29 protein-coding genes are annotated in these 20900 nt (G+C 62.8%); 26 read left to right on the top strand and 3 right to left on the bottom strand.

All coding sequences use genetic code 11. The features are described 5' to 3' along the window. The 8 genes from VZ95_RS08520 to VZ95_RS08545 form a co-directional block, all read left to right on the top strand. Positions 1–843, top strand: an 843-nt coding sequence (locus tag VZ95_RS08520; protein ID WP_045775472.1) for an ABC transporter substrate-binding protein, incomplete at its 5' end; no start/stop codon positions are given. Positions 844–984: 141 nt separating this feature from the next. After that, positions 985–1995, top strand: coding sequence for an ABC transporter permease subunit (locus VZ95_RS08525; protein WP_045775473.1), 1011 nt, complete (start codon positions 985–987; stop codon positions 1993–1995). 9 nt (positions 1996–2004) lie between these two features. Continuing rightward, positions 2005–2364 (top strand): ABC transporter permease family protein, encoded by a 360-nt coding sequence (locus VZ95_RS28725; protein WP_332308044.1) that lies wholly within the window; start codon positions 2005–2007, stop codon positions 2362–2364. Between the two features lie 23 nt (positions 2365–2387). Further along, positions 2388–2903 carry an ABC transporter permease subunit gene (locus tag VZ95_RS28730; RefSeq protein WP_332308045.1) on the top strand — a complete coding sequence of 172 codons (516 nt, stop codon included), beginning with the start codon at positions 2388–2390 and terminating at the stop codon, positions 2901–2903. After that, the gene (locus tag VZ95_RS08535; protein WP_045775474.1) at positions 2900–3913 is read left to right on the top strand and encodes an ABC transporter ATP-binding protein; all 1014 of its coding nucleotides are present in this window, start codon (positions 2900–2902) and stop codon (positions 3911–3913) included. The genes VZ95_RS28730 and VZ95_RS08535 overlap by 4 nt, the downstream gene beginning before the upstream one ends. Next, the gene (locus tag VZ95_RS29215; RefSeq protein WP_408606076.1) at positions 3910–4320 is read left to right on the top strand and encodes an ATP-binding cassette domain-containing protein; all 411 of its coding nucleotides are present in this window, start codon (positions 3910–3912) and stop codon (positions 4318–4320) included. The genes VZ95_RS08535 and VZ95_RS29215 overlap by 4 nt, the downstream gene beginning before the upstream one ends. Continuing rightward, positions 4317–4892: an oligopeptide/dipeptide ABC transporter ATP-binding protein gene (locus VZ95_RS29220; protein ID WP_408606077.1), complete on the top strand. Its 576-nt coding sequence runs from the start codon at positions 4317–4319 to the stop codon at positions 4890–4892. The genes VZ95_RS29215 and VZ95_RS29220 overlap by 4 nt, the downstream gene beginning before the upstream one ends. Positions 4893–4944: 52 nt before the next feature. Further along, positions 4945–5358 carry an OsmC family protein gene (locus VZ95_RS08545; RefSeq protein ID WP_045775475.1) on the top strand — a complete coding sequence of 138 codons (414 nt, stop codon included), beginning with the start codon at positions 4945–4947 and terminating at the stop codon, positions 5356–5358. Positions 5359–5911: 553 nt separating this feature from the next. On the opposite strand, the gene VZ95_RS08555 is transcribed toward VZ95_RS08545, so the two are convergent. Beyond that, positions 5912–6355, bottom strand: a complete 444-nt coding sequence (locus VZ95_RS08555) for a HugZ family pyridoxamine 5'-phosphate oxidase (RefSeq protein ID WP_052711610.1) — start codon at positions 6353–6355, stop codon at positions 5912–5914. Positions 6356–6434: 79 nt separating this feature from the next. Here VZ95_RS08555 and VZ95_RS08560 point away from each other — a divergent pair, with 79 nt between their 5' ends. From VZ95_RS08560 to VZ95_RS08625, 15 genes are all read left to right on the top strand, one after another. Next, a complete protein-coding gene (locus tag VZ95_RS08560) occupies positions 6435–7118 on the top strand; it encodes a response regulator transcription factor (protein ID WP_045775477.1) in 684 nt (227 codons plus the stop codon). After that, positions 7090–8802, top strand: a complete 1713-nt coding sequence (locus VZ95_RS08565) for a sensor histidine kinase (protein WP_084627661.1) — start codon at positions 7090–7092, stop codon at positions 8800–8802. Before VZ95_RS08560 ends, VZ95_RS08565 begins: the two co-directional genes overlap by 29 nt. Positions 8803–8828: 26 nt before the next feature. Next, complete coding sequence (locus VZ95_RS08570) at positions 8829–9413, top strand: HPr kinase/phosphorylase (RefSeq protein ID WP_084627662.1); 585 nt, start codon at positions 8829–8831, stop codon at positions 9411–9413. A gap of 94 nt (positions 9414–9507) precedes the next feature. Next, complete coding sequence (gene rapZ / locus VZ95_RS08575; RefSeq protein ID WP_232302555.1) at positions 9508–10434, top strand: RNase adapter RapZ; 927 nt, start codon at positions 9508–9510, stop codon at positions 10432–10434. Between the two features lie 184 nt (positions 10435–10618). After that, positions 10619–11023, top strand: a complete 405-nt coding sequence (locus tag VZ95_RS08580) for a PTS sugar transporter subunit IIA (RefSeq protein WP_045775479.1) — start codon at positions 10619–10621, stop codon at positions 11021–11023. Positions 11024–11026: 3 nt separating this feature from the next. Further along, entirely contained in the window at positions 11027–11329 is a 303-nt protein-coding gene (locus VZ95_RS08585; RefSeq protein WP_045775480.1) for an HPr family phosphocarrier protein, read from the top strand. A gap of 5 nt (positions 11330–11334) precedes the next feature. Continuing rightward, positions 11335–12777 carry a phosphoenolpyruvate--protein phosphotransferase gene (locus tag VZ95_RS08590; RefSeq protein ID WP_269747087.1) on the top strand — a complete coding sequence of 481 codons (1443 nt, stop codon included), beginning with the start codon at positions 11335–11337 and terminating at the stop codon, positions 12775–12777. Beyond that, positions 12698–13147, top strand: coding sequence for a putative PEP-binding protein (locus VZ95_RS28125; RefSeq protein ID WP_269747088.1), 450 nt, complete (start codon positions 12698–12700; stop codon positions 13145–13147). The genes VZ95_RS08590 and VZ95_RS28125 overlap by 80 nt, the downstream gene beginning before the upstream one ends. A 41-nt stretch (positions 13148–13188) precedes the next feature. Then, positions 13189–13620, top strand: coding sequence for a DMT family transporter (locus tag VZ95_RS08595; RefSeq protein ID WP_198148174.1), 432 nt, complete (start codon positions 13189–13191; stop codon positions 13618–13620). Then, positions 13509–14027: a DMT family transporter gene (locus tag VZ95_RS08600; RefSeq protein ID WP_045775482.1), complete on the top strand. Its 519-nt coding sequence runs from the start codon at positions 13509–13511 to the stop codon at positions 14025–14027. Before VZ95_RS08595 ends, VZ95_RS08600 begins: the two co-directional genes overlap by 112 nt. Before the next feature lie 35 nt (positions 14028–14062). Further along, positions 14063–14824, top strand: a complete 762-nt coding sequence (gloB, locus tag VZ95_RS08605; RefSeq protein WP_045775483.1) for a hydroxyacylglutathione hydrolase — start codon at positions 14063–14065, stop codon at positions 14822–14824. 39 nt (positions 14825–14863) lie between these two features. Continuing rightward, complete coding sequence (locus VZ95_RS08610; RefSeq protein WP_045775484.1) at positions 14864–15463, top strand: glutathione S-transferase; 600 nt, start codon at positions 14864–14866, stop codon at positions 15461–15463. 98 nt (positions 15464–15561) lie between these two features. Then, positions 15562–16599: an ABC transporter substrate-binding protein gene (locus VZ95_RS08615; RefSeq protein ID WP_045775485.1), complete on the top strand. Its 1038-nt coding sequence runs from the start codon at positions 15562–15564 to the stop codon at positions 16597–16599. Then, complete coding sequence (locus VZ95_RS08620) at positions 16596–17387, top strand: ABC transporter permease (RefSeq protein ID WP_456297687.1); 792 nt, start codon at positions 16596–16598, stop codon at positions 17385–17387. Before VZ95_RS08615 ends, VZ95_RS08620 begins: the two co-directional genes overlap by 4 nt. Next, complete coding sequence (locus VZ95_RS08625) at positions 17375–18151, top strand: ABC transporter ATP-binding protein (protein ID WP_045775486.1); 777 nt, start codon at positions 17375–17377, stop codon at positions 18149–18151. Before VZ95_RS08620 ends, VZ95_RS08625 begins: the two co-directional genes overlap by 13 nt. A 191-nt stretch (positions 18152–18342) precedes the next feature. On the opposite strand, the gene VZ95_RS08630 is transcribed toward VZ95_RS08625, so the two are convergent. Both VZ95_RS08630 and VZ95_RS08635 read right to left on the bottom strand, forming a co-directional pair. Continuing rightward, positions 18343–18768, bottom strand: coding sequence for an organic hydroperoxide resistance protein (locus VZ95_RS08630; protein WP_045775487.1), 426 nt, complete (start codon positions 18766–18768; stop codon positions 18343–18345). Between the two features lie 48 nt (positions 18769–18816). Further along, positions 18817–19827 carry an alpha/beta hydrolase gene (locus VZ95_RS08635; protein ID WP_045775488.1) on the bottom strand — a complete coding sequence of 337 codons (1011 nt, stop codon included), beginning with the start codon at positions 19825–19827 and terminating at the stop codon, positions 18817–18819. A gap of 127 nt (positions 19828–19954) precedes the next feature. Here VZ95_RS08635 and VZ95_RS08640 point away from each other — a divergent pair, with 127 nt between their 5' ends. The 3 genes from VZ95_RS08640 to VZ95_RS26855 all read left to right on the top strand — a co-directional run. Continuing rightward, the gene (locus tag VZ95_RS08640; protein WP_045775489.1) at positions 19955–20401 is read left to right on the top strand and encodes a MarR family winged helix-turn-helix transcriptional regulator; all 447 of its coding nucleotides are present in this window, start codon (positions 19955–19957) and stop codon (positions 20399–20401) included. A gap of 59 nt (positions 20402–20460) precedes the next feature. After that, the gene (locus tag VZ95_RS08645) at positions 20461–20715 is read left to right on the top strand and encodes a hypothetical protein (RefSeq protein WP_045775490.1); all 255 of its coding nucleotides are present in this window, start codon (positions 20461–20463) and stop codon (positions 20713–20715) included. Further along, a partial coding sequence (locus VZ95_RS26855) for a type II toxin-antitoxin system VapC family toxin (RefSeq protein ID WP_232302557.1) occupies positions 20712–20900 on the top strand: 189 nt, incomplete at its 3' end. The genes VZ95_RS08645 and VZ95_RS26855, both read left to right, overlap by 4 nt.

A 20900-nucleotide genomic window follows, 5' to 3' on the forward strand; every position in this document is an offset into this window, starting at 1 on the left:
AAGGCGGGCGAATGCCATGTCGCCGCCTATCCGAACCCGGCGGATGTCGAAGCGCTGAAGAAGGATGCCAACCTGAAGGTTCTGCAACAGGCGGGCCTGAACGTCGGTTACATCTCCTTCAATACCGAAAAAGCCCCGTTCGGCGATAAGCGCGTGCGCCAAGCGCTGAACCTGGCCGTCAATAAGAAGACCATCCTGGATGCGATTTATCCGGGTGGGATTGGCGAGATTGCCAAAAACCCGATCCCGCCGGTTATCGGCTGGGCCTATAACAACGACATTAAGGATTACGCCTACGATCCGGAAGCGGCCAAGAAGCTGCTGGCGGAAGCAGGCGTTCCGGCCGATACCGAAATCGACCTGTGGGCGATGCCGGTGGCGCGTCCCTATAATCCGGCGGCCAAGCGCATGGCCGAAATCGTTCAGGCGGACTGGGCGAAGGTTGGGATTAAGGCCAAGATCGTTTCTTACGATTGGGCGGAATATCTGAAGCGCGTCCGTGCCGGCGAGCATCAGACCGTCATGCTGGGGTGGACCGGCGATACTGGTGATCCCGATAACTTCCTCTACGAACTGCTCGGTTGCGGTGCGGCGAAGACCGGCGGCAACAATGCCCGTTGGTGTAATCCCGGCTTTGAAGAGCTGATCCAGAAGGCCCGCAAGACCTCGGATCGCGCCGAACGCGGCAAGCTCTACAAAGAAGCTCAGGTGATCTTCAAGGATGAAGCGCCTTGGCTGACGGTTGCCCACGCAGTGCAAACCGTGCCGATGGCGAAGAACGTTGAAGGCTTCAAGGTCGATCCGCTGGGTCACTTCAAGTTCTACGGCGTATCCATGAAGTAGCCTTAGGGGTTTTGTAACGGGAGGGCCGGACGCTTACGCGTTTCCGGCCCTCTCGATTTAAGGCTTGGCGGCTCGCATTTTAATATTTCCGCAAAGCCGTTCGAGGTCTTGCGCGAGACTGCCCCAGGGAACCATTCATCCATGCTGTCTTTTCTTTTTCGCCAGATCGCTCTGACGATTCCCACCTTCATTGGTGTCACGCTGCTGGCCTTCGTGATGATTAGGATCGTGCCGGGCGATCCGGTGCAGATCATGTCGGGCGACCGGGGGTTGCCCGAGGCGGTCTACGCCGAACGCTTGGCGGCGTTGGGGCTCGACCGGCCCGTGTGGGAGCAATATGTCGATTACCTGAGCAAGATGGCTCAGGGCGATCTCGGGCGCTCGATTTACACCAAGGAATCGGTTCTGGATGAGTTCCTGGCCCGCTTTCCGGCCACGCTGGAACTGGCGGTTGCCGCCATTCTATTTGCGGTGGCGGTCGGCTTGCCAGCGGGGATGATTGCGGCGGTGCGACGAAAAACCATGACCGATTATTCGGTGATGACGGTGGCGCTCGCGGGCTATTCGATGCCGGTGTTCTGGTGGGCGCTGATTCTTGTGTTGATTTTCTCGATGACGTTGGGGTGGACGCCGGTTTCCGGCCGCTTGGGGTTGATTTATTTCTTTCCGCCCGTCACCGGCTTCGTTTTGATCGATACGCTGATTTTGGGCGAATATGAGGCCTTTTGGTCGGCGCTGCGGCATTTGGCGTTGCCCGCGATTGCGCTTGGCACGATTCCGATGGCGGTGATTGCGCGGATGACGCGTTCGGCCATGCTGGAGGTCTTGCAGGAAGATTATGTGCGCACGGCGCGCGCCAAGGGCCTTTCGCCGTTTCGGGTCGTTGCCGTCCACGCGCTGCGCAATGCGCTGATCCCGGTCGTCACCGTCATCGGCTTGCAGGTCTCCACGCTGTTTTCCGGCGCGGTGCTGACCGAGACGATCTTTAGCTGGCCCGGCATCGGCAAATGGCTGATCGAAGCCTTGTCGCGCCGGGATTATCCCATTCTGCAAGGGGCATTGATGCTGATCGCGACCACGACGATCCTCGTCAATCTGCTGATGACGCTGACCTATGGCGTTATCAACCCCCGCATCCGTCACAAGCGTTAGGGAGGGGTTATGACCACTCTTGCTTCCAAATCCGCGCCCGTTTCCGCCCCGCCGGGGCCGATGCGCCTGTTTTGGCTGGAGTTTTCCAGCAATCGCGGGGCGCTCGCCGGGCTTATTCTGATTTTGTCGATGGTGTTCCTGGCGGCGTTTGCGCCCTGGGTGGCCCCCCATGATCCGATCGAACAGTTCCGCGACGGCTTGCTGATCCCGCCGGTGTGGGACGCCGAGGGCAGTTGGCGCTTCATTCTCGGCACTGACGATATTGGCCGCGATATTCTCTCGCGCATTCTCTACGGCGCGCGCGTATCGCTGGTGATCGCGGTCGTTGTGGTGGCGGTATCCATCGTCATCGGTATCGCCTTGGGCTGATCGCCGGGTTCTTCCGGGGGATTGTGGAAATCGCGCTGCTGCGGTTCATGGATATTCTTCAGTCTATGCCCACACTGCTGCTGGCGCTGACCATCGTCGCCATTCTCGGGCCGGGGCTGAACAATGCGATGGTCGCCGTCTGTATCGTGCTGCTGCCGAGTTTCGTGCGCCTGACCCACGCGGCGGTTCTGTCGGAAATGTCGAAAGACTATGTGCTGGCGGCGCGGATGATCGGCGCGTCCAAGTTCCGCCTCATGGTCCGCACGGTGCTACCGAACTGCTTGGCCCCGCTGATTGTGCAGGCGAGCCTTAGTCTGTCGACCGCGATTCTGGATACGGCGGCGCTCGGCTTCCTTGGGCAAGGCGCGCAACCGCCAACGCCGGAATGGGGAACCATGCTGTCCGACGCCACGCAATATCTGCAACGCGCCTGGTGGGTGACGCTGCCGGGGGTCGCCATTCTGCTGGCGGTGCTGGCCTTTAATCTGATCGGCGACGGTCTGCGCGATGCTCTCGATCCGAAGTTGAAACGCTCATGAGCCTGCTTGAAATCCGCAATCTCACGGTCGAATTTCCCACGTCGCGCGGCTTGTTCCGCGCGGTCGATGGCGTCGATCTCACCGTTCCCGAAGGCGAAGTGCTGGGCGTGGTCGGCGAATCCGGCTCCGGCAAATCGGTGTCGATGCTGGCGACGATGGGGCTTTTGCCCGATTACGCCCTTATTCGCGCCGATAAGCTCAGCTTTGATGGGCGCGATCTTCTGTCCCTCAATGCGGCCCAGCGCCGGGCGATTGTCGGCAAAGATATCGCCATGATCTTCCAAGAACCGACCACCAGCCTGAACCCCTGCTTTACGGTCGAATATCAAATCGATGAGGCCCTGAAGGTTCATACGACGGCGACGAAGGCGCAGCGCCGGGAACGGATTCTGGAATTGCTAACCCAGGTCGGCATTCCCGATCCGGCGTCGCGGCTTTCGGCCTATCCGCACCAGCTTTCGGGCGGGATGAACCAGCGCATTATGATTGCGATGGCGATTTCCTGCCGCCCGCGCCTGCTGATCGCCGACGAGCCGACGACGGCGCTGGACGTGACCATTCAGGCGCAAATCATGGATTTGCTCACGCAGCTTCAGCGCGAGCAGAAGATGACGATGGTGCTGATTACGCACGATATGGCCGTTGTCTCGGAAGCCGCGCACCGCATGCAGGTCATGTACGCGGGGCAAGTGGTGGAGCAAGCGCCGGTGGAGCGGCTGTTCACCGCGCCGCGTCACCCCTATACGGGGGCGCTGCTGAATGCGCTGCCGGAACATGCCACGGCGGTGCTCGGCGGCCCCCGCAAGCGCCTGCCGACGATTGCGGGCGTGGTGCCGGGGATCGGCGACCGCCCGAAAGGCTGCCTGTTCAACCCGCGCTGCGGTTTCGTGACCGACCGTTGCCGCGATGATGCCCCGGCCTTGCGGGCCGAAACCTTCGGCGGGGCCGTGCGCTGCCACACGCCGCTTGACGGAAAAGGGCAACCGATGGCGATGGAGACCGTGCAATGACCGATCTCATGAAGGCGGTCGATCTGCGCCGCCATTACGGCGTTAGCCGGGGGCTGTTTCAGCCGAGCGCGACGGTGAAAGCCGTCGATGGCGTGTCCTTCACCCTCAATGCCGGGCAAACGCTGGCGATTGTCGGCGAAAGCGGCTGCGGTAAATCCACCCTCGCGCGCCTGCTGGCGCTGTTCGAGGAGCCGACCGAGGGCGAGCTGTTCATCGACGGCAAGCCGGTGACGCAGGCCGATGCCGCGACGCGCAAGCACCTGCGCCAGAGCGTGCAGATGGTGTTCCAGAACCCCTATGGCTCGCTCAATCCGCGCCACACGATTGGCGGTGCGCTCGAAGAGCCGCTGGCGATCAACCGGCCCGCGATGAGCGCGGCGGACCGGCGGGCGGCGGCGGAAGCATGATGGCGAAGGTCGGCTTGCGGCCCGAATTCTATGGGCGCTATCCGCATATGTTTTCGGGCGGCCAGCGCCAGCGTATCGCCATTGCCCGCGCGCTGATGCTGAACCCGCGTATCGTGGTTGCCGACGAGCCGGTGTCGGCGCTCGATGTGTCGATCCAGGCGCAGGTATTGAACCTGTTGATGGATTTGCAGGACGAGTTCGACCTTGCCTATGTGTTCATCTCGCACGATCTCGGCGTCGTCCGCCACATCGCCTCCGATGTGATGGTGATGTACCTGGGCCGTCCCGTGGAATATGGGCCGGTGGAGCAAATCTTCGAAGACCCGCGCCACCCCTATACGCAAGCCCTCCTGGGCAGCCGTCCGCGTCTGCGGGCGATTGGCGAGCCGCCGGAAAGCCGTCCGCGCCTGTCGGGCGAGTTGCCGTCGCCGCTCAACCCGCCCTCCGGCTGCGCCTTCCATAAGCGCTGTCCGCTGGTCGTGCCGACGTGCAGCGAAATCCGGCCCGAGCCGATCCTGGTCGGCAATCGCGTCGTCGCCTGCCCCGTCGCGCTGCGCGAGCGCGCCGCCTAATCTGAAACCCCCGCCGTCACACGCGGGGGTTTTTCTTGGAAGGAAGCCTGCCATGCACGAGCGTCTTGTCACCGTCGCGGAAAGCGGCAATGGCCCCTATGGCCAGTTTATCACCGCAGGCCATCATGTTTTGAGTGCGGACGAGCCGGAAAGCGTCGGCGGCAAGGATACCGGGCCGGACCCCTACGAGTTGTTGCTCTCGGCCCTAGGGGCTTGCACGTCGATGACGCTGCGCATGTACGCCCAGCGCAAACAATTCCCCCTGGAAAAGATCGAAGTGCGCCTGCGCCATCTCGTGCGCGCCGATAAGGAAAACCGCGATAAGTTCGAGCGGATCATTACGCTGCACGGCCCGCTGACCGACGAACAGCGCCAACGTTTGTTGGAGGTGGCCGACCGCTGCCCCGTGAGTGAGACGCTGAAGCGAAGCTCGGAGATTCAGAGCAGCCTGACCCCAGGGATTTAGGCTCCCGCTTCGACTACGGAAACGCCGGGGCGGTAGCGCTCCGGCGTCTTTTATTTCGGAAAACTGTGGTGCCTTTACAAACTTCTCGCGGGAAGATTTATGGTAAACTCCTTGGAAAAGATGGATTTACGCGTGACCGAAAATGGATGGTGCGATGAAGAGATCGATATTGGTTTTGCTGATTTTTCTGTTTGCGTTAGTTCCGATTGCTCTAACTATATTATTCAATTCCTATAATATAGGAATCTCTTGTGGGAGATATTTCCGGTGTGGGGGTGATTTTGTCCTCGCGATATATATATCCGCATTAATTTTTTCTCTGTGTATTCATCGATTTCAAAGAGTGCTTATGCTTTTTTTATCTACATCGGTTTATTTTGGTTTAACCGCCATTTTCGTGGCGTTACTCGATCTTCCTATCGGCGGAGTGTCTTCTCATTTGTTGGCGAAAATGCAATTTTTTATTATTATATTACCCTATTTAGGCTATTATTCGCCTCTTCTGTTGTTCTTCGATAAAAAATCCGCTTGATCGGCTTTCTGGGCGCTCGCGCTATAAGAGCATCCCCATTTCCAGCCACACCACCCGCCCGAAGCCGGCGACGAAATGCAGGCGCGGGGCGTTCAGGCGGTACAGGTGGAAATCGGTAAACTGATAGTACATCTCGGCCTCGGGATGGGCGGCGAGATAGACCCCCCGCAGTGCCTCTTTATCGGCGGGCTCGATAATGCCTTGCAGCGTCACCCGTCCGGCGGCGAGCGCGTCGGGGGCGGTGGCGACGCTGTCGGATTCCAGCAGCAGCGAGGCGCGCGGATCGTTCGAAAGGTTCTGCGCGTGCTGGGCGAGGGTAGAGAAAAGGAAGAGCGGCATCAAATCGTCGCCGACCACGGTCGAAACCAAGGAGGCGTAAGGATCGCGCGCGTCGCCCATCAGCGTTGCCAGCGCGCCGCGCCGGGCTTTGGTGAGGATCGTCCGGGCTTCCAGGGTTAAATCCATATCGTCGCTTCCTTTTTTTGCCGTAAACTCGTGGCATACCCAGGCTAGAATGACCCAGCCATCAGCAGAAGGGCAGAGAATGCCGCAGACCATTGCGTTAATCGATGACGATCAGAACATCCTGACCTCCGTTTCCATGCTGCTGGAAGCCGAAGGCTTCGAAGTGCGCACCTACCCCGATGGCGAAAGCGGCCTGCAAGGCATTCTTGGCAAGCCGCCGGATCTGGCGGTGCTCGATATTAAAATGCCGCGCCTGAATGGGCTGGAAGTGCTGGAGCGCCTGCGCAAAACCAGCTCGCTGCCGGTGATCTTCCTGACCTCCAAGGATGATGACGAGGATGAGCTGACCGGCCTGTCGCTGGGGGCGGATGATTATATCCGCAAGCCCTTCAGTCAAACCCTGCTGCTGGCGCGCATTCGCGCGGTGCTGCGGCGGCGCGAAGCGGTAGCGGCGAACGAGCCCGCGATGATGGTGCGCGGCAATCTCGCCCTCGATGAAAAGCGCCACCTCTGCACCTGGAAGGGCCTGCCGATCGACCTGACGGTGACGGAGTTCCTCATTCTGATGGCGCTCGCTCAGCGTCCCGGCCATGTGAAGAGCCGCGATCAATTGCTCGACGCCGCCTATGGCGAAAGCGCTTTCGTCGATGACCGCACCATCGACAGCCACATCAAGCGCTTGCGTAAAAAATTCAAAGTCACCGACGAAGATTTTTCCGAAATCGAAACCCTGTATGGCGTTGGCTACCGATTCTCGTCCTAGCCCGCCGCCCCCGAAAGCGGGCGCCGCGCCGGACCATATCGCCCTCGTCGGGGAGCAGAAAGCCGCCGCTGGGGTGCGCGATGCTGCCAAGAAGCGGCGGCGGATTTCCACCCTCTCGGTGCGCATCCTCGCGGTCAATCTGCTCGCCCCGCTGATGCTCGGCCTGGGGTTGCTCTATCTCGACCGCTACCAGGAAGCCCTGGTGCGCGCCGAAATCGAAGCGCTGACCATGCAAGCCGGGCTGATGTCCGGCGCGCTGGGGGAGGGGGCGACGGCGCTGACCAGCTTGGAGCAGTTGCGCATCGTCGAATCGGTGGCGCGGCCGATGGTGCGGCGGTTCGCCTTGCAAACCCGCGCCCGCGCCCAAGTGTTCGAGCGCGACGGCACCCCCTTGATCGATAGTCAATTGGTGCTGCACCCGAACGGCATGGTCAGCGTCGCCCCGCTACCGGGGGAACCCGATGGGGTGGGGCCGTGGCTGTCGCGCGCCTATGATTGGGTGTTCAACGCGCTGCCCCGGCGCGATAATTTTCCGCAGTACGACACGCGCCCGCTGCGCCGCGCCTCCGACTATCCCGAAGGGGCGAGCGCGATGCTGGGCGACCCGGCGGCGGCGGCCTATGTTAGCGACAATGGCCATTTTATCTTCACCATCGCCATGCCGATTCAGCGCTACCGCGAAGTTGTCGGCGTGCTGATGCTGTCGCGCGCTTCCACCGAAATCGATGAATCCCTGCGCCGGGTGCGCGCCGATATTATGATCTTGGGCGGCCTCGTGCTGGTGGTGACGATTCTGATGTCGCTCTATCTGGCCAGCACGATTGCCCGCCCGATCCGCCGCTTGGCGCTGGCGGCGGAACGGGTGCGCCAGGGGCGGGCCAATGCCGCTATTCCCGATTTCAGCAAGCGCCGCGATGAAATCGGCGACCTCTCGACCGCGCTCAAGGCCATGACCGAAACGCTGCACCAGCGGCTTCAGGCTATCGAACGGTTTGCGGCGGACGTGAGCCACGAGATCAAAAACCCGCTCTCCTCCCTGCGCTCGGCGGTGGATGTGGTGGGTCGGCTGGAAGACCCGGAGAAGCGCGCCAAGCTGATGACGATTGTGCGCCTCGACGTGCAGCGCATCGACCGGCTGATTACCGATATCGCCGCTGCCTCCCGCGTCGATGCCGAAATGGCGCGCGCCGAGCCGCAACCGCTGGATTTCGGGCGGCTGATGGGGGCGCTGGTCGGTGTGTATGAAGTAACCGACCCCGAAGGCGCGGTGCCGATCACGCTGACCGTTGCGCCGGGGGGCTTGCTGACGGTGTTGGGCGTTGAAGACCGGCTGGTGCAGGTGTTCCGCAATCTCATCAACAATGCCCGCAGCTTTAGCCCGCCGGAGGGCAGTATTCGCCTCTCGGTCCGGCGCGACGGCGCGCGGGTGATCGCAACCGTCGAAGACGATGGGCCGGGCATTCCGCCGGGCAAGGAAGAGGCGATTTTCCAACGCTTCTATTCCGAACGCCCGAAGGCCGAGAACTTCGGCACCCATTCGGGCCTGGGGCTTTCGATTTCGCGGCAGATCATCGAGGCCCACGGCGGCACGCTGACGGCGCAAAACCGGCACCATTTCGACGGCCACGTAACCGGCGCGGCCTTCATCGTCACGCTGCCGGTGGCGCGGGGGTTGCGGGTATAAGGGTGAGGTTCCTTGAGGAGGCTGACATGACCGAGTCCCATCCATCTCTTCCACTCGACCCGCACCTCGGTGCCGCGCCACCAGCCCGGCGCGGCACGGAGGTGCAGCCCATCGATCTGACCCCGGACGGCCCCAGCATTCACGCCACCTGCATTTCCCTGCATGGGGTCGGCTTGCTGCTGCGCGGCCCCTCCGGCTTGGGGAAATCCGATCTCGCGCTGCGCCTCATCGATGGCGGCGCGACGCTGGTGGCCGATGATCGTACATTGCTCAGTACGGCGCTCACGGCGGGCGGGCCGATTTTGGTGGCCTCGCCGCCGCCGGGGCTCGCGGGATTGCTTGAGGTGCGCGGCCTGGGGCTCGTGCGCTTGCCGCATCAGAGTCTCTGCCCGGTGCATATGGTGGTGGATGTGTTGGCCGCCGAAGATCGGCCCGAGCGGCTGCCCGATCCCGATACGGAAGTGTTTCTCGGCGTCACGCTGCCGCGCTGGTGCCTGAATGCGCTGGAGCCCTCGGCCCCGGCCAAAGTGCGCCTCGCCGTGCGGATATTGACCGAGCGCAGCCCGAAACTACTGGCCCCGCCCGATCCCCTCCCAGTGGACCCGGTATGACGAGCGCTTTTGCCCGCGCCCGGAATCGGCTATCGTCGGCTTCTGAGAGAGTATCACGGGCGGGCCGAGACCAAATGCGACCGATGGGGATATTGTGAGCCAAAGCCAATCCCCCATCCTCGTGGTGTCGGGCATGTCGGGCGCGGGGAAATCCACGGCCCTGCGCGCCCTCGAAGATATCGGCTATGAAGCGGTCGATAATCTGCCGTTGCCGCTGCTGCCGATGGTGGCGCAACTGCACGACCGCATCGCCGAGCCGCTGGCCATTGGTATCGATATTCGCACGCGCGGTTTTTCGGTCGATGAACTGCTGCTCGCGCTCGATAAGATCGAGACGGATTCCGGCACGCGCCCGCAACTGGTGTTCCTCGATTGCGACGATGACGCGCTGGTGCGGCGCTTCACCGAAACCCGCCGCCGCCACCCGCTCGCCGCCGACCGGCCCGCCGCCGATGGCATCGCGCTGGAGCGCGCCCTGATCGGCCCGTTGCGCCAGCGGGCGGAAGACGTGATCGATACTACCGTTCTAGCCCCCGGTGAGTTTCGGCGCTTAATGCAGGAATTGGTGCAGGTGAAGGACGGGCGCAGCCTGCTGACCGTCACCGTGCTCTCCTTCTCCTTCCGGCAGGGGCTGCCGCGCGAGGCCGATCTGGTGTTCGACGTGCGCTTCCTGCGCAACCCCTATTACGATTTATCCTTGCGCGCCTTCGATGGGCGCACCAGCGGCGTTGCCGCCTATATTCAGCAAGACCCCGATTTCGGGCCGTTCTTTGCCAACTTCAAACAACTGCTTCTGCCGCTGCTGCCGCGCTATCAGGAAGAGGGCAAAAGTTACCTCACGATTGCTTTCGGCTGTACCGGCGGCAAGCACCGCTCGGTGTTTCTGGCCGAGCAAACGGCGGCGTGGTTGACCGAAAACGGCTGGGGTGCCGGCATCCATCACCGCGAGTTGAAAGACAATCGTCCGGCGCGAGCCGGGCGGGAAAGCGTCGTTCGGGATGGGGCGGGGGGAGCCTTGTGACGCCGATTGTCTTGACAGGGCCGTGCCCTCAATCTTTTGTACTCTCCCGCTGCCGCCGCTGTGGGAGGCTTCGTGCCCGTCGGCCCAAGGTCTCGCGCGGGCTGTTTCTTATGCATCTGCAAAGGCGTTGCCGTCCGAAAGTCGACGGGCACGCGCTTTGCGCCAACGCCGGGGAAAGGCAAGCATGATCGGTCTGGTCCTCGTAACCCACGGACGCCTCGCAGCAGAATTCATCGCGGCTCTTGAACATGTCACAGGCCCGCAGCGCAATTGCGTTGCGGTGTGCATTGGCCCTGAGGATGATATGGAGCGGCGGCGTCAAGATATTCTCGATTTCGTGGCCCAGGTCGATGAGGGCGATGGGGTGGTTGTGCTCACCGATATGTTCGGCGGCACCCCTTCCAACCTTGCGATTTCGATCATGGATAAGGCGCCGGTGGAGGTCATCGCTGGGGTTAATCTGCCGATGCTGATAAAGCTCGCGTCCTTGCGCGAAACCATAAAACTGCCTGAAGCGGTGGCCAAAGCTCAGGAAGCGGGACGAAAATATATCGCGGTCGCCTCGCGGCTGCTGGCGGGCGAGGCCTAGGATATGGGTGTGGAACAGGATCATTCGGTTCAGGTGCTGATTACCAATAAGCGCGGCCTGCACGCGCGCGCGGCGGCCAAATTCGTGAAAACCGCCGAAATGTTCGATGCGGAAGTGCTAGTTTACCATGCCGAAACCGAGCCGGATGAAGAGGTGGAAAAAGTCTCGGGCCGCTCGATCATGGGGCTGATGATGCTGGCCGCCTCCCCCGGCACGCGCCTGACGCTCTCCGCGTCCGGAGTGGAAGCCGATGCGGTGCTGGACGCGCTCGCGACCCTGGTGGCCGAGAAATTTCATGAAGAGTAACTAGAATGAAAAGCGACCGGGCCGATGCTGTACCGCCGCTGGGCCGCGAGCGGGTGTTTCAGGGCCTCGGCGTCGCGCCGGGGATCGCCCTCGGCACCGCTTGGGTCTCCGACGATACCGCGCCCTCGACCCCGGAATATCTGATCGAGGCGGACGGGCTCGAAGCCGAATCGCAGCGGCTGAAGGATGCGGTGGCGCTCGCCACTAAGCAGTTGAAGAAGCTCAAGGTTAAATCCCAGTCGCTGCCCCCGGCGGCGGCGGAAGAATTGGGCTATTTGCTGGATGCGCGCCTGCAAATGCTGGCGGGCTCGCGTCTGATCCGCACGGCGGATAAGTTGATTTCTGAATTGCGCCTGAATGCCGAAGCGGCGGTGCGCGCGACGATTGCCGAAATCAGCGACGGCTTCTCGCGCATGGGCGACGCTTATCTTGCCGCGCGCGGCGATGACGTGCGCGAGGTCGGCGAACGGCTCATCCGCTGCCTGATGGCAACCCCCTATGTGGCGCTGAAGCACCTACCCGAGGGCTGTATTCTGATTGCCGCCGATCTGACCCCGGCGGATACGGCGCTGCTCGACCCAAAACTGGTGCTGGGGTTCGCCACCGAAACGGGGGGCAAGGAAAGCCATACGGCGATTATGGCGCGCTCGCTCGGCGTCCCGGCGATCCTGGGCATTGCCCATTTGGTCGAAGGGCTGAAAACCGGCGATCCGATCATTCTCGATGGGCACGCGGGCAAGCTCATCGCGCATCCGACGCCGGAAACCCGCGCGCGCTACGAGGCCGAAGGCGCGGCGCTGAAGAAGGAGCGCAAGCGCCTCTCCCGCCTGCGCGACGTGCCTGCGATTACCACGGACGGTTTCACCATCGGCCTCAACGCCAATATCGAACTGCCGCGCGACCTTGAAGGCGCGCATCGGGTGGGGGCGGAGGGCGTTGGGCTGCTGCGCACCGAATTCCTCTATATGAACCGCGATCACGCGCCCGATGAAGACGAGCAGTATGAGTTTCTGCGCGAGGTGGTGGAGGGGATGGAGGGCAGCCCCGTCACCATCCGCACGATCGATGTCGGCGGCGATAAGCTGGCCCCGGCGCTGCGCGAGCAGATCGGCGAGCCGTTGGAGGAAGCGCCGAACCCGGCCTTAGGCGTGCGCGGCGTGCGCCTGTCGCTCGCCCATCCGCGCCTGTTCGACACGCAACTCGCCGCCATTCTGCGTGCGGCGGTCCACGGCCCAGTGCGGATTCTGCTACCGATGATCTCCCATATCGGCGAAGTGCATCAGGCGCGCGAAGCCCTGGAGCGGGTGCATAAGCGCCTGAAGCGCCGCAAGGTGAATGTACCGGAAAAAACTGCCGCCCCTGGGGGTGATGATCGAAGTGCCGGGCGCGGCCCTATCGGCCGATGGTCTCGCGGCGGTGTCCGACTTTTTCGCCATCGGCACCAATGATCTGACCATGTATACGCTCGCCATCGACCGGGGCGACGAGCGCGTCGCCGCCCTCTACGAGCCCTTGCATCCGGCCGTGCTGCGCCTCATTCAATTCACCGTGGAAGCCGGGCTGCGCTACCGCATCCCCGTCAGCATCTGCGGCGAAATCGCGGGCGACCCGCGCTTCGTGCCGCTGCTGCTGGGGATCGGCGTGCGTGAGCTGTCGATGTCGGCGCCCAAGCTGCCCAGCGTGAAAGAGCGCATCCGCGCTCTCAGCCTCACCGAGGCCAGCCGCAGAGCCCGCACCATCATGGATCAGGCCGACGCCAAACGTATCGGCGAGTTGCTCGACGATTTCATCGCCAATCTCGGCGTTCATTCCATCTAAACAAAGAGCTCAAGACAATGTTGGGGGAAGCGTCGGCGCTGATGGCGTCGCTTTGCTGGACCTTGGGTCCGCTGATCGCAACGCCGGTCATCAAGGAAATCGGCTCGGTCGCCTTTAGCCGCAGCCGCATGGTGATTTTCGTTGTGCTGCTCGGCGCGGCGGCCAGCCTGTTCGCCGATTGGAGCCACCTGACGTGGGACGCGAGCTTCTGGGCCGTGCTGTCGGGCCTCATCGGTCTGTCGTTGGGCGATGTGGCGCTGTTCCAATGCTATAAAATGATCGGCCCGCGCCTCGGCAGTCTCATTTATATGAGTGCCGCGCCCTTTACCGTTATTCTCGGTTGGGCGCTGCTCGGCGAAGCTTGCCGCTGCAAGCGCTGCTCGGGGGGGCGCTGGCGCTCGGCGGCATTGCCCTGGCCGTCGCCCGAAAAGAAAAAGAAGCGGCGAGCCTTGCGCCCGAACCCGGCGCGCTGACGGTCGGCATCCTTTTCGGCCTCTTGGGCGGTTTGGGGCAGGCGGGCGGCTCGTTACTGCAAAAACCGGCGCTGATCGCGGGCGTCGATCCGATTCTGGTGGCCTTCTTGCGCGCGCTCGGCTCGCTTGCGCTGTTTCTGCTGATTACCCGCCCCAGCGCTTTCCGCCAGCCGGGCCGTTTGTGGAAGCGTATTGCGCTGGCCGGGTCGATTTCCGGTGGGGGGGTGTTTTTCGTCTCCTACGCCATCGCCAACGTCGAAACCGGACTCGCGGCGATCTTGAGCGCGCTGCCGCCGATTCTGATGCTGCCTATTTTGCGGATTTTCTTCGGCGTGCGCCTCAGTTGGGTGTCCTGGGCGGCGACGGCGCTCGCGCTGTTCGGTGTGGTGCTGATTCTGACGCGCTGATTTCCTTGCGCGGCAAAACACCGTAAACTGCGGCCATGCTCACGATCACCCTACTGCCCGTCCGCAGCGATAATTACATCTTCCTCGCGGTCGATTCCGCGACTGGCTTTCGCTTTGTCGTCGATCCCGCCGATGCCGAGCCGGTGCTGGACGCGCTTGCGGGCGAAAAGCTCGATGCGATTCTGAACACGCACCATCACGGCGATCACGTCGGCGGCAATCTCGAATTGAAGGCGGCGACGGGGTGCACGATCATCGGCCCGGCGGCGGACCGCGACCGGATTCCGGGGATTGATCGGGCGGTGGCGGATGGCGAGACGGTAGCGCTCGGGGCCTCGGAAGCCCTGGTGATGGATGTACCCGGCCATACGCGCGGGCATATCGCTTATTATTGCGCGGAGAGTGCCGCGCTGTTTTGCGGCGATACGCTGTTCGCGCTCGGCTGCGGGCGGCTGTTCGAAGGCACGCCCGCGCAAATGTGGGACGCGCTGAAGCGCTTCCGCGCGCTGCCTGCCGACACCCGCATCTATTGCGCCCATGAATATACCGAAAGCAACCTGCGCTTCGCCGAACATCTCCTGCCCGGCGATCCGGCGCTCAGCGCTTACGGCGTGGAAATTCGGGCCAAACGGGCGCAAGGGCTGCCGACGGTTCCGGCCTTGATCGGGCAGGAGACGGCGGCGAGCCCCTTCTTGCGCGCCGATGATGGGGAGATGGCGGCGAAGCTCGGCCTTGCCGTGAACGCGGACCCGGTTGCGGTTTTTGCGGAGATCCGAGGTCGCAAGGATCGCTTTTAGGTGGTAGCGTCGGTCTTCCCGAAAATTGGAGAATAAACGATGCTTCAGCTCCGCTTCGCGTCAGCGTCGCCTTACGCGCGCAAGGTGATGGTGATCGTCCATGAAACCGGCTTGTCGGACGAGGTGGAGATCGTTCCAACCAATCCGCACCAGGAAGAATCGCTGCGCTCGCAAAACCCGCTCTGCAAAGTGCCGACGCTGGTACTGGAAGACGGCGAGTCGCTGTTCGACAGCCCGGTGATCGTCGAATATCTGCTGGCGCTGGCGAGCAATACCGATCTGCTGCCGCTGGGTGGCCCGGCGCGCTGGTCGGTGTTGCGGTTGCAAGCCTTGGGCGACGGGATTTGTGATGCGGCCTTCGGTACGCGCATGGAAAGCATGCGGACCGACGCCGAACAGTCGCAGGCCTATCTTGCGCGCCAGGAAGCCGCGATGATGGCGGCGGCGGATTGGCTGGAAGGCCAGGCGCGGCAGTTGGAGCCGATTACGCTGGGTAGCCTCGCCGTCGCCTGCGGGCTGGGCTACATCGATTTTCGCCTGCCCCATATCGAATGGCGCACGGGCCGCCCCCGGTTGGCGGCTTGGTACGCGGCGATTGAAACCCGCCCCTCCCTGGTCGCGACAAAGCCGACCGCATAGGAGCCATATCACATATAACGAATGTTGTTTGTGGTATGAACTTTACACGCAGGGGCGAGTGTGATTTTGTGAAATCCAGATTTTTCAGAGGATTTCCCATGCGCTCTCTCGTCTCCCGCCTCAGCCGCCGCGCCGCCCTTCTCGGCGTTACCGCCAGCCTTGCCGTCGCGGCCCTGCCGGTTGCCGCCCAAGCGCCGGTGAAGCTGCAAGTCGGCTATATCCCCGTTCTCGGCGTCTCGCAGCTTTTCGTGATGGAAGGCGAAGGCTGGGCGAAGGCAGCGGGGCTCGATTTGCAAATCACCCGCTTCGATAGCGGCCCGGCGATGATCCAGGCGCTCGCGTCCGGCAAGCTCGATATTCTCTATGCGGGCGTCAGCCCCTTCATCGTCGCCAAAGCCAATGGCATCGGCGTGACGGTGCTGGCGGCGACGGCGACGGAAGAGATTGCGCTGGTCGGGCGTGGGACCTTTGCCGACCTCGTGGCGAAAACCGGCTCGGCAGCGGCGGCGGTTCCGGCTTTCTTCAAGGAAACCGGCAAGAAGGTGAAAATCTCCACCCAGCCCGCAGGCTCGGTGCCCGATACGGTCACGCGCTATTGGGCACAGGAAGTCGGCAAGCTCGATCCGAACCAGATCGAGATTCTGCCGATGGGCATCGAAAAAACCCAGCAAGCCTTGCTGGCGAAAGCCGTCGACGTGGCGGCGGTGCGCGAGCCGGTGATTACCATCATTCGCGATATCGACCCGGAAGTGAAAATCGTCGGCCTCGGCGGCGAGATTTTTCCAGGCCAACCCGGCTCGGTACTGGCGGTGCGGGATGATGCGCGCAAGGCCAATCCGGAAGCGATTGATAAGCTGGTCGCCCTGCACGTTCGCGCCACGAAACTGCTGGCGTCCGACCCGAAGAAGGCGGCCCCGGCGGTGCATAAGTTCATTGGCGCGGGGCTGACCGATCAGGGCACCATCGAACGCGCGCTGGCCTCGCCCTCGTCGAAATTCGAAGCCAATCCCGATGCGATTCGGGCGTCGGTCGAAAAAATGCAGACTTTCCAGGCGAAAATCGGCACGTTGCCGCAGACCGTTCCGCTCGATACCTTATTCGACGTTGGCCCCTATAAGAAAGCCGCTGCCCAGTGACCTCGATTGCGCCTGCGATTCCCCTCGTTAAAGATCGAACCCAGCTTCATCGCTTAATCCTCTCGCTCGTCGGGTTGGCGGTGTTTTTAGGGCTGTGGGAATCGCTGGCGCAGAGCGGGTTGCTCTCCCGCACGCTGGCCCCGCCGCCGTCGATGATTCCGGCGGCGGCGATGCGCGAATGGGCGAGCGGTCATTGGTGGAAGGCCGTTCAGGGCAGCTTCGGCCATTATGCGGCGGGGCTGCTGCTCGGCTCGGGCCTCGGCATTGCGCTGGGGATTTCGGCGGGCCTGTCGCGCACCTTCGAAGCTTTGCAGCTTGGCATCGTCCGGGTGCTGCGCCCGATTCCGGGGATCGCCTGGATTCCTTTCGCCGTCATCTGGTTCGGCATCACCGAAGCGGCGGCGACCTTCATCATCGCCATCGGTGTGTTCTGGATCAATTATTTCGCGGCTTTTGCGGCGGTGCGCGGCGTCGATCCCGATTTGCTGGAAGTGGCGGAGGCCTTCGGGCACCGCTCGCGCCTGGCGAAGCTGTTCAAGATCGTGCTGCCCGCCGCCGCCCCAGGGATTTTCAACGGTATCCGCATCGCCCTCGGCCAAGGCTGGATGGCGGTGGTCGCCGCCGAACTCTTCGGCATTCCCGGCATCGGCGCGCGCATGATGGAAGCCTCTTCCCTGCTCGCAACCTCCGTCGTCGTGCTCTATATGCTGACGATTGCCGGGCTCTATAGCCTTACCGATATTCTGTTTGGCCGCCTGACGGCCCTGGTGCTGCAATGGCAACGCTAAACCCGCCGATCATCGAGATTTCCGGCCTGCAACTGGCCTATCCGCAAGCCGATGGCGGGCGGACGGTGGTGCTGGAAAACCTCGACCTCACCCTTAATCGCGGCGATTTCGTCGCCATCGTCGGCGCGTCGGGCGTGGGGAAATCCACCCTGCTACGCGTGTTGGCCGATCTCTCGAAACCCTCCGCCGGAACCGTCACCAGCCGCCTCGTGCCGCGCCCGAACAGCCGCCCCAGCGCGCTGGTGTTCCAAGAAGCCCGGTTGCTGCCGTGGCGGCGGATTTTGGGGAATGTGATGTTCGGCCTCGAAGGGCTCGGGCTCTCGAAAGCCGAGCAACGCCAGCGCGCGGAAGCCGCCCTGGCTCTCGTTGGTCTGTCGGAGTTTCACACCCGCTGGCCCTACCAGCTTTCCGGCGGCCAGCGCCAGCGCGTCGGCCTTGCGCGGGCACTCGCGGTCGAACCCGATCTGCTGCTGCTGGACGAGCCCTTCGGCGCGCTCGACGCCATCACCCGCGCCCAGTTGCAGGACGAAGTGTTGCGCATCTGGAAAGCCAGCGGCACCACCATTCTGATGGTGACGCACGATATCGACGAAGCCGTCTACCTCGCCGACCGGGTAATCCTGCTCGGGGGCAAACCCGCCCATATCACCGCCAGCCACGACATTCTCGACCCGCGTCCGCGCCAACGGGGAGCCGCGCTCGCTATCGAGCGCGTCCGGAGCGATTTGGGCCGGGCGATGAGTGTCGAAGGCGAAGGCATTTAAGCGATGCAAGGTTAGGGGCTGTCCGCCCCTAACAACCCCGACCCAAGGGGCTTGCCCCTTGGGGAACCGATATAGAAACGGTCATCGGTAAAACTTACCGATGACCGTTTTATTTTTCCCAGAACAATGGATTCTCAAGGGGCAAGCCCCTTGAGCGGGGGTGTCGGGGGGCAGCGCCCCCGACCTTTCCCTTAGACGATGCTCAGCTTCACATCGATATTGCCGCGCGTGGCGTTGGAGTAGGGGCACACTTGGTGGGCTTTTTCGACCAGTTCTTCGGCAACTTTCCGCTCCAGGTCCGGCAACTCGATGGCAAGGGCGACGGTGAGGCCGAAGCCGCCTTCGGAGCGCGGGCCGATGCCGACGGTGCTGGTGATGGCGGTGTCGGCGGGAACCTTCACGCCGGTCTGGCTGCCGACGAATTTCAGCGCGCCGATGAAGCAGGCGGCATAGCCGGCAGCGAAAAGCTGTTCGGGGTTATTGCCCTCACCGCCCGCGCCGCCGAGTTCCTTCGGCGTGGTCAGCTTGACGTCCAGGCTGCCGTCGAGAGTGGCGGAGCGGCCATCGCGGCCCCCAGTAGCACGGGCGGAGGTTTTGTAGAGAACATTGACGGACATGATCGTTCCTTTCAGAGAGAGAGATGGTCTTGGGGGAGGGGTTAAGGGTTAGCGCAGGGCGGCTTTGAGGAAGCTTGCGGCTTGATCGAGCGCGGCGCGGGTGGCGGGGGTTGCGGACAGGGCGTTGAGCATGACGAAGTCGTGAATGGTGGCATTGTAGCGTGTCACCGTTGTGACGACCCCGGCCTCGATCAGCTTGCGGGCATAGGCTTCGCCTTCGTCGCGCAGAACATCGTTTTCGGCAGTGATAACCAGGGCTTGCGGCTGCTTGGCGAGCTGCGCCTTGCTGGCGTTCAGCGGCGAGATTTTCGGATCGGCCCGGTTCGCGCCTTGGGGCAGATAGGCGTTCCAGAACCACTCCATCGCCGGCTTTGTCAGCCACGGGCCATTGGCGAACTCCTTATAGGAGCCATTGTCCATGCTCGCGTCCGTCACCGGGTAGAACAGCAGTTGGGCTTTCAGCGCCGGGCCACCGCGTTCTTGCGCCAGTTGCGCCACCACCGCCGTCATATTACCGCCGACGCTATCGCCGCCAATGGCAATGCGCTTCGGATCGAGCCCAAGTTTCGCGCCATGTTCGGCAACATATTTGGTGACGGCGTAATCCTGTTCAATGGCGGTCGGGTAGCGCGCTTCGGGCGAGCGCTCGTAATCGACGAAGACCACGGCGATGCCAGCTTTCACGACCAATTCGCGGACCAGCCGATCATGGGTGAGCGTATCGCCCATCACCCAGCCCGCGCCGTGGAAGTACACGAGGGCGGGCAGCGCGCCCTTGGCAGCGGTGGGGCGGAGGATGCGGATGCGGGTTTCGCCCGTGGGGCCGACCGGCAGCTTGCTGTCCTTGACGCTCACGCCTTTCGGCAGGTCGGCACCGCTTTGCACTGTGCGCAGCAGGTCGCGGGCCGCTTCGGGCGTCAGCGTGTAGATCGGCGCGCCCCCGGAGGCGGCGACGGCGTCGATGAATTTTTGCGTGCCGGGCTCCAGCACGGGGCTTGCGGCCAGGGCGGCGGCGGAAAGGGCGGTAGCGACGGCAAGGCTGGCAACGAGGGTCTTCATGATTGGCTCCTGTTTAACATCGTGAGCGATTAGATCGTGTGCGATTGTTATGCACTCTTTCATCTACCCCTGTCAAGCGTGTACGATTAGGTCGTGCGATAATTTTTTTGAGGCGAGGAGACACCCAATGTCGAACGAATGGCTGCACCTGGATAATCAGCTTTGCTTTGCGGTCTATTCCACCGGTCACGCCTTCACGCGGGTCTATAAGCCGCTGCTGGACGCGCTGGGCCTCACTTACCCGCAATACCTCGTCATGATGATCCTGTGGGAGCAGGACGGGCAGACGGTGGGGGACGTGGGCGAGCGGCTGTTCCTCGAATCCTCCACGCTGACCCCGCTGCTAAAGCGCCTTGAGGCGGCGGGCTTCGTCGAACGCCGCCGGTCGCTGGAAGACCAGCGGCAAGTTCGGCTGTATTTGACCGAAGCGGGGCAGGCGTTGCAGACGAAGGCGCAAAGCGTGCCGCCGTGCATCCTGTCGGCAACGGGGCTCGACCTGCCGGAGCTTGCCGCGCTGAAGGCGGAGATCATCCGGCTGCGGGCGTCGCTGGCAGCGGCGGTGGAGAGGGCTTAGGCTCTAGCCGCCCGTGCCGAACATGGGCTAAACTTGTGTCGCCTGCCGAGGAGGAGCCGATGTCTCGAACCGTAAGCCTTGAAGAGGCCGAACGCGATTTGTCGCGTCTCATCCAGCGGGCGGCGGGGGGCGAAGATGTTGTGATTGTTGCTGCCGATGGCCTGCGCACGCGGCTCGTAACCCTTCCTCCGCCCGCCAGAACGCCGCGTCGTCCGGCTCATGCGCTGAAGCTTACGGCGCTTGCCGATGATTTCGATTCGCCCTTGGCGGGTGACGGGCTCGCGATCTTTGAGAGGCCCCTAGAATCCGAATGACTTATCTGCTGGATACGCAGGTCTTCCTCTGGTGGGACAGCGAATCGCCAAGGTTGGGCCTACGAGCGAGAGAGATTCTTTCAGACCCGGCCGAGACCATTTATGTAAGCGCTGTAAGCGTTTGGGAAATTGCCATCAAAGCTTCGCTGGGGAAGCTCGCCTATAGCGGTTCTCCCACGGCAGCG

Source organism: Elstera litoralis, assembly GCF_000963705.1.
GTDB classification, from domain to species: Bacteria; Pseudomonadota; Alphaproteobacteria; order Elsterales; family Elsteraceae; genus Elstera; species Elstera litoralis.